The following is a 12801-nucleotide window of genomic DNA, read 5'->3' as shown; positions in this document are numbered from 1 at the left end:
TCTTCAAAATCTGTGACATCCGCCGGAGGCTTAGGCCAACACGATGTTGGTCACACAGTCGTTGCCATAGGATATGGCGTTCTTAGACTGAGTTCCCCTTTCTCAGCAAAGTATTATCCCCCACTTATGGACATCGGCGACTTCTATATCTGTATCTGCCGCTTCGCTTTCAATACAGATGGACATATGCTGATTTAAGTTAAAAAATAATCGGCTTAAACCCATTATTGTCAGGGCTTAAACCGATTAATCATAATATTATTCTAAAGATAAAATGTAGTCTGCTACTGCTTCTTCGTTACCTTTCGCAGTACCCGCAGGCATTGAACCTTTACCATTTGTTAAAATTTCAACGATTTCTTCTTTAGATAATGCGATACCATGTAAGTCTGGTCCCATACCTCCTGTTAAATCGCCACCGTGACAGCCGATACAGCTTTGTACTAATGCTGCGCCATCGTTTTGTTCAGTTGTTTCGCCGCCTTCAGCCTCTTCATGATCTCCAGCACCGTTCATTGACATAAAGAAAATAAGTCCGATACCGAATGCCAAAATTAAGATGTAAGGAAAAACTGGATTGTTTTTCATACGATTACCCTCCCTCGTTATTCATTTTGCTTCTATATAATAGAATCTATTCAACAATAATCATTGTACTGCATTCAGTTGAAAACGAAAAGCCCTAAAGCATAAGTTTTACTTTGTTTGTAACATTTTCGCCACTTATCTATTAATCAGCCAAAATATGTCTTGCAATTACTAGTTTCTGTACTTCAGACGTACCTTCACCGATTTCTAGTAACTTAGCATCCCTCATATAACGTTCTACTTCATATTCGCGCATATAGCCGTAACCACCATGTATTTGAATCGCCTCATCACAAACTTCCATCGCCATTTCAGATGCATAATATTTGGCAATCGCTGCTTCCTTGCTAAATGGACGCCCTTGATCCTTTAACCATGCCGCTTTGTACACATATGTACGCGCTAAATCAATTTTCACTGCCATATCAGCTAGCTTAAACTGTGTCGCCTGAAAATCAGCAATCGCTTTGCCAAATTGCTTGCGCTCTTTCGCATATTGTACGGATTTATTCAATGCCCCTTGTGCGATACCGACAGCCATCGCCGCAATGCCGATACGCCCACCATCCAAGGTTTGTAAAAATTGTTTAAAGCCATTACCTTTTGTACCGAGTAAATTTTCCTCTGGCACAACAACATTTTCTAAAATGAGCTCTGTCGTATTGGATGCATGTAACCCCATCTTTTCATATTCATCCTTAATCGTGAAGCCAGCTGCATCTGTCGGTACGATAATTGCGCTAATTTCTTTTTTTCCATCTTTATTATCTGTAATAGCCGTTAATGCTAAATGCTTTGCATAGCTAGCATTTGTAATAAACATTTTTGAACCATTAATCGTAAATTGCTTGCCATCTAGCACTGCTCGAGTTTCCGTACCACCCGCATCAGAGCCTGCATTCGCTTCCGTTAAACCAAAAGCACCGAAAGATTCCCCCGTACAAATCGGTGTTAAGTAACGTTCTTTTTGCTCCTTTGTACCAAATAAATTAAGTGGTGCGCCACCAAGTGAAATATGCGCTGAATACGTAATACCTGTTGAAGCACATACACGACTTAACTCTTCCGTCACAATCGCAAAGCTAATCGTGTCTGCACCAGCACCACCATATTCCTCTGGAAACGGCAATCCCATTATGCCCATTTCAGCTAATTGTTGAAAGATTTCTTTTGGAAACGCTTTCTTTCTATCGCGCTCAATAGCACCTGGCGCTACAACCTCATTAGCAAATTCTTTCATTGTGCGTTGAATCATCTGTTGCTCATCTGTTAAATCAAAAAACATTTTGTCCACCCCTTTGTCTGTTTACACTTTTATTCTATAAGAAAAAATGGCATTTTAACAGCACTTTTACATCAAAAAGAAGAAAATCAGCTTTTTCTTAGTTGAAAAGCTGATTTTTCGGTTCTTCACTAGAGTCTCAGGTTGACGCACTGCCTTGCCTTCTATTTCTATAGAAGGCTAAAAACATCGTTGATTTCCGTTGCGGGGACGCTTTCCGCGGGTACGGCTTCAACTAATTTATTTCGACCACTGCCGAAATAAATGGATTTTCAGCTCGTACTATTTCCGCTGGAGTCACCCCTCCACTCCAATCAACTGAAAAAGGCTTTAATACAATGAAGTCACACCACTCAAGAACGAATCTATGAGAATAATTACAATAAAACATTACTGTCCATTAATGCGGGATAAACACATTTTGAAATAAAGAGCTACTTTTGATGATAGAAAACACCCTAAATATAGCATCTGCTTTTTTCAAGAAAAGTAGTAAGATAGGTACCAACGATGAATAAAGAATGAATTTTTATGTATTTATTTTGAGCAAATCCTTTTATAATGGATAAATTAACTTAAAAAATATAGCATCTTTCTATGAGAGCATTGAAAACTTCGATAGTAGCTAAATCCTTTATTTACAAAGGTTTCTCCAGTTGATTGAAGTGAAGATGGCTCGACTCCTACGGGAAAGGCATAGCGGAAAATCCATTTTTTTCGACGACAGACGAAAAAAGTTAGTTGGAGCTATGCCCCGTGGAAAGCGAGCCAATCGCAACGGAAATCAACTGCATTTCTAGCTTTCTCTAAAAAAACGCATCATATCTCTTTAAACAAAAATAATTTTTTATTTTGCCAACCACAGCTTTTGAAGATGAACCGACTTCTCATCAACCTTACATAAAAAAATAAATCGCAATTGCAAGCATTCCTAAAATACCCGATACCGTAAAATACACAATTTTCATTGTCAGACCTGAAATACACCACAGCAAACAATTGATTAGCAGCCCCACGTAGAGTATCGTTACGCTATTTGGAAAATAAGTCATACATATTTGCACAGTTACCGCTAATAGCAATAACGCACCTGTTAAATGCAATATCGGTGACAGCAATTGATTCTTTTTCGCTAAATAAAATGCGCCCATTAAACAACCAACCGCTAAAGCTCCTGTTAAAATAGCGACTAGCCATACGGCATCAATCGTGAAAAGCAACACAATAAAAATAATAGCGATCATTGGCATTACGGAATATTTGCGCAAGGCTTTTCTTTTTTGCTGTGCCATGACCGATTGAGAAGCCTTTCCTTCGATTTCTACTTGCCTCTCTCCTTCTGTGTAAAGCGTTGTTAAAAAATCACAGTAGTGCTCAGGCAATAGCTTGTTTTGCTTCCAAAACGTAATTTCATTCAGTATTATTTGTTTTTTCTGGTTCGACATCTTTTTTCTCTCCAAACCATTAAAGTATGTATAGTACTATCATAATGAAAATTTGTATATTCTAACATATGAAAAAAGTAGCATCTCCTACAAATTTCATCAATAATTATAACAATTACTTATGATATAAGCCTCTAAACATGTAAAGAGCTGTCGAAAAAGGGAATTCCTCCTTTCGACAGCTCTACCTATTTATTCCAAAAAGTCTTTCAAACGCTTTGAGCGAGATGGGTGACGTAATTTGCGTAGTGCTTTCGCCTCGATTTGACGAATACGTTCACGTGTAACGCCAAATACTTTCCCTACTTCTTCAAGCGTTCTTGTACGACCATCATCTAATCCAAAGCGTAATCGAAGTACGTTTTCTTCGCGATCTGTTAATGTATCCAGTACATCCTCAAGCTGCTCTTTTAACAGCTCATACGCTGCATGATCTGATGGTGACTGCGCCTCAGAATCCTCAATGAAATCACCTAAATGTGAATCGTCCTCTTCACCAATTGGTGTTTCAAGCGATACAGGCTCTTGTGCAATTTTTAAAATTTCACGTACTTTTTCAGGTGTTAAATCCATTTCTTCCCCAATTTCTTCGGGAGATGGTTCACGTCCTAAATCTTGCAATAATTGGCGTTGTACACGAATTAATTTATTAATTGTTTCTACCATATGCACAGGGATACGGATTGTACGCGCCTGGTCAGCAATAGCACGTGTAATCGCTTGACGAATCCACCACGTCGCATACGTAGAAAACTTAAAGCCTTTGCGGTGATCAAACTTCTCAACCGCTTTAATAAGCCCCATATTTCCTTCTTGAATCAAATCAAGGAATAGCATACCGCGACCAACATAGCGCTTCGCAATCGATACAACAAGTCGTAAGTTCGCCTCTGCTAAACGTTTACGCGCCTCTTCATCACCCTGCTCAATTCGCTCCGCTAAACGAATCTCTTCCTCAGCAGAAAGTAAATCAACACGACCAATTTCCTTTAAATACATACGCACTGGGTCATTAATTTTTACACCTGGTGGTACGCTTAAATCGTTTAAGTCAAATGTTTCTTCATTCGCCTCTTGCTTAGACAACGCATCTTCCTCGAATTCCTCTTTGCCCTCTACCGTCACACCATGGCTTTCGATATTTTCTGCAAAATGGAAGATTTCTTCGCTTTCTAGCTCAAAAGTAGCTAGCTTTTCAGAAATTTCTTTCATCGAAATTTCGCCTTCTGTCTTTGCTTTGTTTTGGAGAAGCGCTTTTACTTCCTCTAACGATAGTTCATTTACTGTTTCTTTTGAGCGTTCTGATTTGTCCGCCATAAACCTTCCTCCTTCTAAAAAACGAATCGAGTTACATCGTCGCTAAAGTTCTTCTTAAATGGATAATTTTTTGCATAATCTCCATTGCTTGTTTATATTCATGCATTTTCTCTGCCTCTGTTTGCTGTTGACGCAGCGCATCAATTTCAAGCTGTATGCGATGTTTTTTAAGATGTTTTAAGCAGTCTGCAATCTCTGCTTCTGCATGATCTGGAGCGCGTTCAACTAACGCAGCCTCCATCACAATTTTACGTAACTCTGAATCTTCAATTACCTCTACAAATCGTTGATAATCGGCCATACTATATTCTTCATAAAAACCAATTAGTCGAACGAAAACAGCCATATACTCATCTCTTACAAAAGGCTCCTCGCCACTTTGCAAAATTTTATCAACTACATGCACATTATGAAGCATGTGCGAGAGCAATAACCGTTCTGCACGTTCCGTTGCCGTTAACGGTTTTTGTGCTGTCGGCATTGGGGCGACTTCCTGCACCTGCATTTGTTCATTTTTATAATGCTTCGATTTCGTCGCTTCCAGTTTTCGATATTGTGCATAAATCGCTTCTTGAGAAATAGATGTTTCATTCGCAAGCTGTGTTATATATAAATCACGCTCTATTGGTGAAGATACCCCAACAAGCTCTTCTAGCACTTCTTGTACATATTGCAGCACATCATTTTCAAACTGAAAATTTTTATTGCGCCGTGCATACATCATCATAAAAGCAATGTAAGCATGGGGCTTGTCAATGATTTGTGTTTTAAACGCTTCCGTACCATATGCACGTATATAATCATCTGGGTCGAGCTTGTCCGGTAAAACCGCAACCTCCACTTTCAAGCGTTCAGCCTTAAGCAGCTGTGCTGAGCGTCGCGCTCCCTCCATACCAGCAGAATCCCCATCATAGCAAACCGTAATTTGCTCCACTAAGCGCTTGAGCCTTTGGATATGCTGTGGTGTAAGCGATGTGCCCATCGTTGCAACTGCGTTTGTAACGCCTGCATTGGTCGCAGCTAATACGTCGACAAAGCCTTCCATCAAGACAACTTGACGCGTTTTACGAATGGTAGCCCTTGCTCTATCTAAGTTGTATAGTACTTCGCTTTTATGAAAAATTGGTGATTCAGGACTGTTCATGTACTTTGCTTCTTCAGCATCTGTATTTAAAATTCGCCCTGAAAACGCAATCACCTTCCCATTATCGTCGCGGATTGGAAACATAATTCGTCCCCTAAAGCGATCAAAATAAGAGCCATCACTTTCCCGTTGAATCACAAGTCCACATTGTGCCATCTCCTCTAATGAAAATTCTTTTCTTTCGAGAAATGTCGTAAGTGAATCCCATGATGGCAACGCCCAGCCAATTTTTTGGCTTTCGATGAGTTCCTGTGTGAAGCCGCGATTCAATAAATATTGCAGCGCTTCTTCTCCATCTTCAGTATTCATTAATAAATGATGGTAAAACTCCATCGCCACATCATGTGCCTGCCGCATATTTGCTTCGGCTTTTGACATGGCTTTTGCAGGCTGTGAACTCGTCGTCAGCTCTACATCTAATTGGACGCCCGCTCGTTCACCAAGTTTCACAACAGCATCTGGGAAGGATATGTTTTCAATATCCATCACAAATGTAATCGCATTACCACCTGCTCCACAACCGAAACAATGGAATATTTGCTTGTCTTGTGAAACGGAGAAGGAAGGCGTTTGCTCCCCATGAAATGGACATAAACCAAACCAGTTACGTCCCCTTTTTGTCAATTGCATATAATCGCTAATAACATCGACTATATCTGACTGTGAACGGATTTGTTCAATTAATTGTTCAGGTATTTTTTTGGTCATTCCATCACCATTTTCAGTTGTACATCATTTACGCCTCGGCGTAAATGCGTCCAGATTTTTTCGAGTTTGCTCAAGTGGAAGTTAACCTAAAACCGTCACCTCCTGTGACAACGGTTAACTGACCTGCATCATGCAGGCCTCCTCTTCAAAATCTGTGACATCCGCCGGGGGCTTTATCAGGATTCAACAAATTGTTGAATCCTGATATAAACATAATTCGAGATTTATATCGAAAATCCTCTATTATCCGACAAAAAATAATCATAATTGTCTCTACTTCTAAATATTTTTACCACAATTTTATTATTATAAAACAATAAATCTAATTTAGCTACATTTTTTTATCAATACATAATAAAAAACCTCATCCTAATCGGATAGAGGTAGCTTATGCTTGTGCGCGTATTTTATCCAAAATTACATTCGCTGTTTCTTCAACAGCCGTATTTGTTACATCGATGACTTCACAACCTATACGGCTTGCAATGCGATGGAAATGCTCTATTTCCTGCTGTATACGCTGATGTTGTGCATAAATAGCACCATCATTTAAGCCGAGCGTCTTTAAACGTTCTCTTCGTATACTATTTAAATTATCCGGTGAAATAATTAATCCGAAGCATTTTTTGGAATCAACTGCAAAAAGCTCAACAGGTGGCTCTACTTCTGGTACAAGTGGAACATTTGCTACTTTTAAACTTTTATGTGCTAAATATTGCGATAAAGGCGTCTTAGATGTGCGAGAAACACCGATTAACACAACATCGGCAAGTAAAACACCACGCGGATCTCGACCATCATCATATTTCACAGCAAACTCAATTGCTTCAATTCGCTTAAAATAATCATCATCTAATTTATGTGTCAACCCAGGTCGCTCTAACGGTGCTTGCTGCATAGAAGACTCTAGCAACTCTATCATTGGACCGAGCAAATCAATTGCTGCAACATGCTGCTCTAAAGCTGTTGTATAAAGCTTTTGGCGCATTTCTTTTTCAACTAATGTATAAATAATAATCGCCTTTTCTTGCATCGCTAGCTGCACCACTTCGTACAGTTCTTCAAAGCTTTTAACACGTGGAAAACGACGTATTTCTACATTTTTAAAGGTCGGTCTAAATTGACTAACAGCCGCTCTCACTGCTAGCTCCCCTGTTTCCCCTACGGAATCAGAGACAACAAAAAAAATCAAATTATCCAAAACATCACCTACAATTCGTGAATTTGTGCGAGTGAAATAAAGGCTTTCGTCACATTCGTTTTTGTTAATCGACCAATGATTTCAACGCCTCCAACCGTTTCGTTTACTACTGGCATCGAATCAATTTCACGGTCAATTAGTTTTTTAGCTGCTTCAATTAAAAAATCACTTTTTGTACAGTATGCAATATTCGGCATACGCGTCATAATTATATGTACAGGAATTTTATTTAAATCCTGTGTACCAATACTCGTACGCAATAAATCTTTACGCGATAAAACCCCTTGTAAATAGTTGTTTTGATCCGCCACAAATAGTGTCCCAACATCCTCTAAAAACATATGACAAATAGCATCATAAACGGTCATATTTTCAGATACGATGACAGGCATTGATTGAAAATCCTTTACCTTCAAATTCATCAAGGCATCGGTTAATGTCAATGTATTCTTTTTTCCCGCATAAAAATAGCCAACACGTGGTCTTGCATCTAAAAAGCCTGACATTGTTAATATTGCTAAGTCGGGTCTTAATGTGGCTCTCGTTAAGTTTAAACGCTCTGCAATTTGCTCCCCTGTAATTGGGCCGTTTTCTTTAACGATTTGCAAAATAGCGTCTTGACGTTTATTGAGTTCGATTTTGACTCACCTGCTTTTAATAGTGTTATACTGATTACTTTATTATTATATACTATTTCATATTAGATTGCGATGAAAAGAATTAAGGCGATAGCACTTGCATAAAAAAATTTTTATTGTATACTAATCCATATATAACAAGCGATGAATGAGCAATAAGTATCTTTTCACCATAGCGAGTAGGGATTGGTGCAAGCCTACATCTGAAAAGAGAAACGGCACTCAGGAGCTATTTTTTGAAAGAGGTTCAAACAACATTGTTTGAGCAATCAGGGTGGAACCGCGGATTCTGTACATACAGCATTCGTCCCTGGGCATATTACGCCCAGAGACGAATGCTTTTTTCGTTCTAATGGGCACAAATAACAAGGAGGAATTTTCATGACACAAAAATCAATGGAAACAATCGTATCACTCGCAAAACATCGTGGATTTGTCTTCCCGGGCTCCGAAATTTATGGCGGTTTAGCCAACACATGGGATTACGGCCCACTTGGTGTCGAATTAAAAAACAACGTAAAAAAAGCTTGGTGGCAAAAATTCGTGCAAGAATCTGAGCATAATGTCGGCTTAGATGCAGCGATTTTAATGAACCCAAAAGCATGGGTCGCTTCAGGCCACGTTGGCAACTTCAACGACCCAATGATTGACTGTAAAGCTTGTAAAGCGCGTCACCGTGCAGACAAATTAATTGAAGATGCATCTTTAGAAAAAACAGGTAAAGAAATTATCGTTGACGGTATGAGCTTCGAGCAAATGAAGGCAAAAATGGAAGAGCTAGAAGTCGCTTGTCCAGATTGCGGCAAAATCGACTTCACAGACATTCGTCAATTCAATTTAATGTTTAAAACATTCCAAGGTGTAACAGAATCTTCTACAAACGAAATCTATCTACGCCCTGAAACAGCACAAGGTATTTTCGTTAACTTTAAAAATATCCAACGCTCAATGCGTAAACGTACACCATTTGGTATTGCGCAAGTTGGTAAATCATTCCGTAACGAAATCACACCAGGTAACTTCACATTCCGTACACGTGAATTCGAGCAAATGGAGCTAGAGTTTTTCTGTAAGCCAGGTGAAGACTTAGAATGGCATGCTTACTGGAAAGAATTTTGTAAAAACTGGCTATTGAATTTAGGTATGAAGGAAGAGTCTATGCGTCTACGCGACCATGAAGACGATGAGCTATCTCACTATTCAAACGCAACAACAGACATCGAATTCCGCTTCCCATTCGGCTGGGGTGAACTATGGGGTATCGCGGACCGCACAGACTTTGACTTAAAACAGCATATGGAGCATTCTGGTGAAGATTTCACGTACATCGACCCAGTAACAAACGAGCGCTATGTGCCATACTGTATCGAGCCATCACTAGGTGCTGACCGCGTAACATTAGCATTCCTATGTGACGCGTACGATGAAGAACAACTAGAGGGCGACGACAAGCGCACAGTCCTGCGCTTCCACCCAGCACTAGCACCATTCAAAGCAGCGGTACTACCTTTATCGAAAAAGCTATCGGAAGAAGCAAGCGACGTATGGGCTGACTTACGCAAAGCGTTCCCTGTCGACTTCGACGAATCACAATCAATCGGCAAACGCTACCGCCGCCAAGACGAAATCGGCACACCATTCTGCATCACATACGACTTCGACTCAAAAGAAGACGGCCAAGTAACAGTACGTCACCGTGATAGTATGGATCAAACACGCATGCCGATATCCGAAGTTAAAGCGTATATTGAAAAGCACTTACAATTTTAATTTATGGATTGGGGGATGTTTAGTACATCCCCCGCTCCGTTTTTCTGGCATGTGTGTTTGCGACGAGGATTGTGACGCGATAGCGTGACAACCGTAGGAGCACACCGTATGGCGATTTTAAAAATGATAACCTTTCATTGAATTATCTAGTTCAAAAGTAACAATTCGCCCAACGGATAAAGAAATTCGCCCAACCAATCGCCAATTTCGCCCAACGCACAGGTGAATTCGCCCAACCAAGGCCTGTTTTCGCCCATAACCCTATTGAATTTTGCATCTATCTACTCCAAATCACCATTTTGCGGCAATGTACGCCAGCCATATACGGCCTCCTGTAAGCGTTCACCTCCAATTTCAATCTCTACAACGTCAATTTTCTCTCCACCAATCGCTTTATAAAACGCTGTTGCGGGATTGTCCTCTAAAACTAGCACAAGCATTGACTCAAAGCCTTGCATCTGTAGATACCGCACCGTATGCTGCATTAAAGCTTTACCAATCCCTTGCCCTTGATACTCTGCTAAAATATAAATTGCAGTCAGCTCGCCTTGATAATCTGGATAATTTCCGCTTCTCTCCTTGCTAGCAGTGACAAAGCCTACAATTTTACCTTGTTCATTTTCAGCAACAAATACATGTCCGTACGGAATCGCTGTATGCCAAAGTTCCTCGCGTGCACTGTATGATAAGCTATCTAAATAACTTTGTGCTACTATTCCTTGATAAGTTGAACGCCAGCTATCCACATGTACAGTAGCAATTCCCTTTGCATCCTCTAACTTCGCTTGTCGAACCTTCATTGTGCATACACTCCTGTTCCTTAGTTTAATATTATTTTGCCGATTGTAAATCAGCAAGAAGCTAACAAACAAGCTACTTTCTATTTAGCAAGCTCAAAATATCGATATTCAGCTTACAAACTCGACTTTCAAATATACATAGATAAAGCACATGAAATCAAAGTTCTGATTCCATGCGCTTCTCCCTTAAACTACTTGATAAACTTCACATTTTGTAACTTGTGGTGACCAGAATCATTAATCCAGTAACCTTCAATTTTTTCACTTACACCTGATAAGTATGCTTGGTGATGTACATAAACCATTGGTGCCTCTTCAATTAAACGATCTTGAAGTTCCTTATACAAGGCTAAACGCTTTGTCGCATCAATTTCTTCTCGTGCCTGATCTAATAACGCATCAATTTCTGCATTTTCATAGAAAGTACGATTTCCTGAGTCTCCCTTATTTTTAGAGTGGAACAATTGTGTTAGGAAGTAATCTGCATCCCCTACAGGATTCGATAAACCTAGAATAAACATTTCATGTTCGCCCGCACCTGTTTTTGCTAGATAAGCTCCCCACTCTACAACCTCAATCGCTGCATCGATATTGACTTGTCTTAACTCTTCTTGCAACATAATTGCAATGTTTTGACGTTGTGGATTATCATTCGTCCAAATTGTTGTTTTAAAGCCATCTGCAAATCCAGCGTCCGCTAACAACTCTTTCGCTTTTTCAACATTGTACGTTAATGGCTGTAATGTAGCATCATAGCCATATACATTCGGTGCTAAAGGACCGATTGCTGCTTCACCAAAACCATCATAAATACCGTCAATAATCATTTGTTGATCTACTAGCATTGAAATCGCTTGACGTACACGAACATCGCTGAATGGCTCTTTCTCTACATTAAATCCAATGTATGATAAAGATGAACCTGATGAAACATCTACACTATTAACTGAAGCCTCAACTAGCGCTACTTCATTCGGTTGAATTGGCTCGATAATATGTGCGTTGCCTGTCTCTAACTCCGCTACACGTGTTGCGCTTTCAGGAATTACTTTGATTGTGACAGAATCAACAAACGCCTTTTGTCCCCAATAATCTTGGTTGTTGACAAGTTTAATTTCTGTACCTGCTGTCCAATAATCAAACTTCATAAAGCCTGTACCAATTGGACCTTTTTCGTTTACTAATTGTCCCGCTGGATTACCAGCCGCAATTGATTCATAATCCGCATCAATTTGTGCTGGTGAAATCATTACACCTACTGGATGATTTAAATGATTAATAAGTGGTGCGAATGGATAGTGTGTATGTATGCGCACTGTATAGTCATCTACCACTTCAACTTCCTTAATTGATTCAAATAAAAATGCACGTGGTGCCGCAATATCTGGATCTAATAAGCGAGCAAAATTTTTCTTTACAACTTCGGCATTAAAATCTTCTCCATCATGGAATTTTACACCTTCGACAAGCTTAAATTCCCAAGTAAGATCGTCAATCGCTTCCCAGCTCTTCGCTAAGCTCCCCACAATCTCATCATTTTCATTTTTCTTTACAAGCCCCTCTGTGATATTTGATAAAACAGAGGCAGATGGCACGTCTGTTGATAAATGTGGGTCTAGATTTGCTGCATCTGATAGTGTAGCTAATACCAAGTCACCACCTGTAGTTTCTTCAACTTGCCCCTCCGAAGTTTGTGTACCTGTGTCTTTTTCTTTATTCGTCTCTTCTTTACCCTCTTCACTATTACTACAAGCTACCATAATTACAGAAAAAACCAGTAATAGTAAAAATAATACGTGATTCCTATTCTTCAAATGAATTCCCCCTAACTTCCTTTTTATAAATTAAATGCTAACACGAATTACACAATAACTCAATGAATATTCTAAATTTTCATTCACTTTATTT

The 12801-nt window shown here is 39.5% G+C and carries 11 protein-coding genes; 1 reads left to right on the top strand and 10 read right to left on the bottom strand.

What is annotated here, in order from left to right:
* Window positions 1-258 precede the first annotated feature (258 nt).
* The 7 genes from C9J34_RS18875 to ccpN all read right to left on the bottom strand — a co-directional run bounded on the left by C9J34_RS18875 (window position 259) and on the right by ccpN (window position 8323).
* A complete protein-coding gene (locus C9J34_RS18875) occupies window positions 259-588 on the bottom strand; it encodes a c-type cytochrome (protein ID WP_107841730.1) in 330 nt (109 codons plus the stop codon).
* A 142-nt stretch (window positions 589-730) separates the two neighbouring features.
* Entirely contained in the window at window positions 731-1873 is a 1143-nt protein-coding gene (locus C9J34_RS18870) for an acyl-CoA dehydrogenase family protein (RefSeq protein ID WP_107841729.1), read from the bottom strand.
* Window positions 1874-2766: 893 nt separating this feature from the next.
* Entirely contained in the window at window positions 2767-3315 is a 549-nt protein-coding gene (locus tag C9J34_RS18865) for a hypothetical protein (protein WP_107841728.1), read from the bottom strand.
* Between the two features lie 192 nt (window positions 3316-3507).
* A complete protein-coding gene (rpoD, locus tag C9J34_RS18860) occupies window positions 3508-4632 on the bottom strand; it encodes an RNA polymerase sigma factor RpoD (protein ID WP_107841727.1) in 1125 nt (374 codons plus the stop codon).
* Between the two features lie 31 nt (window positions 4633-4663).
* Window positions 4664-6484: a DNA primase gene (gene dnaG / locus C9J34_RS18855; RefSeq protein WP_107841726.1), complete on the bottom strand. Its 1821-nt coding sequence runs from the start codon at window positions 6482-6484 to the stop codon at window positions 4664-4666.
* A 388-nt stretch (window positions 6485-6872) separates the two neighbouring features.
* Window positions 6873-7685, bottom strand: coding sequence for a pyruvate, water dikinase regulatory protein (locus tag C9J34_RS18850; protein ID WP_107841725.1), 813 nt, complete (start codon window positions 7683-7685; stop codon window positions 6873-6875).
* An 8-nt stretch (window positions 7686-7693) separates the two neighbouring features.
* Window positions 7694-8323 (bottom strand): transcriptional regulator CcpN, encoded by a 630-nt coding sequence (gene ccpN / locus C9J34_RS18845; RefSeq protein ID WP_238600710.1) that lies wholly within the window; start codon window positions 8321-8323, stop codon window positions 7694-7696.
* Between the two features lie 381 nt (window positions 8324-8704).
* On the opposite strand from ccpN, the gene C9J34_RS18840 reads away from it, so the two are divergent.
* Entirely contained in the window at window positions 8705-10093 is a 1389-nt protein-coding gene (locus C9J34_RS18840) for a glycine--tRNA ligase (protein WP_107841723.1), read from the top strand.
* Between the two features lie 151 nt (window positions 10094-10244).
* Here the strand turns inward: C9J34_RS18840 and C9J34_RS22700 are convergent, their stop codons facing one another.
* The 3 genes from C9J34_RS22700 to C9J34_RS18830 form a co-directional block, all read right to left on the bottom strand.
* Complete coding sequence (locus C9J34_RS22700) at window positions 10245-10370, bottom strand: hypothetical protein (RefSeq protein WP_274523376.1); 126 nt, start codon at window positions 10368-10370, stop codon at window positions 10245-10247.
* Window positions 10371-10374: 4 nt separating this feature from the next.
* A complete protein-coding gene (locus tag C9J34_RS18835; protein WP_107841722.1) occupies window positions 10375-10893 on the bottom strand; it encodes a GNAT family N-acetyltransferase in 519 nt (172 codons plus the stop codon).
* A 191-nt stretch (window positions 10894-11084) separates the two neighbouring features.
* Window positions 11085-12707 (bottom strand): glutathione ABC transporter substrate-binding protein, encoded by a 1623-nt coding sequence (locus C9J34_RS18830; RefSeq protein WP_338016218.1) that lies wholly within the window; start codon window positions 12705-12707, stop codon window positions 11085-11087.
* Window positions 12708-12801: the final 94 nt, after the last annotated feature.

Origin of the sequence: Metasolibacillus meyeri (assembly GCF_003049505.1) — a bacterium.
GTDB lineage: Bacteria > Bacillota > Bacilli > Bacillales_A > Planococcaceae > Metasolibacillus > Metasolibacillus meyeri.
The sequence above is the reverse complement of the archived record's forward strand: the minus strand, read 5'-3'. Positions and strand labels throughout refer to the sequence as shown.

Coding starts and splice junctions, on each gene's coding strand:
- C9J34_RS18875 (WP_107841730.1), bottom strand. CDS start 588: ATGAAAAACAATCCAGTTTTTCCTTACATCTTAATTTTGGCATTCGGT.
- C9J34_RS18870 (WP_107841729.1), bottom strand. CDS start 1,873: ATGTTTTTTGATTTAACAGATGAGCAACAGATGATTCAACGCACAATG.
- C9J34_RS18865 (WP_107841728.1), bottom strand. CDS start 3,315: ATGTCGAACCAGAAAAAACAAATAATACTGAATGAAATTACGTTTTGG.
- rpoD (WP_107841727.1), bottom strand. CDS start 4,632: ATGGCGGACAAATCAGAACGCTCAAAAGAAACAGTAAATGAACTATCG.
- dnaG (WP_107841726.1), bottom strand. CDS start 6,484: ATGACCAAAAAAATACCTGAACAATTAATTGAACAAATCCGTTCACAG.
- C9J34_RS18840 (WP_107841723.1), top strand. CDS start 8,705: ATGACACAAAAATCAATGGAAACAATCGTATCACTCGCAAAACATCGT.
- C9J34_RS22700 (WP_274523376.1), bottom strand. CDS start 10,370: ATGCAAAATTCAATAGGGTTATGGGCGAAAACAGGCCTTGGTTGGGCG.
- C9J34_RS18835 (WP_107841722.1), bottom strand. CDS start 10,893: ATGAAGGTTCGACAAGCGAAGTTAGAGGATGCAAAGGGAATTGCTACT.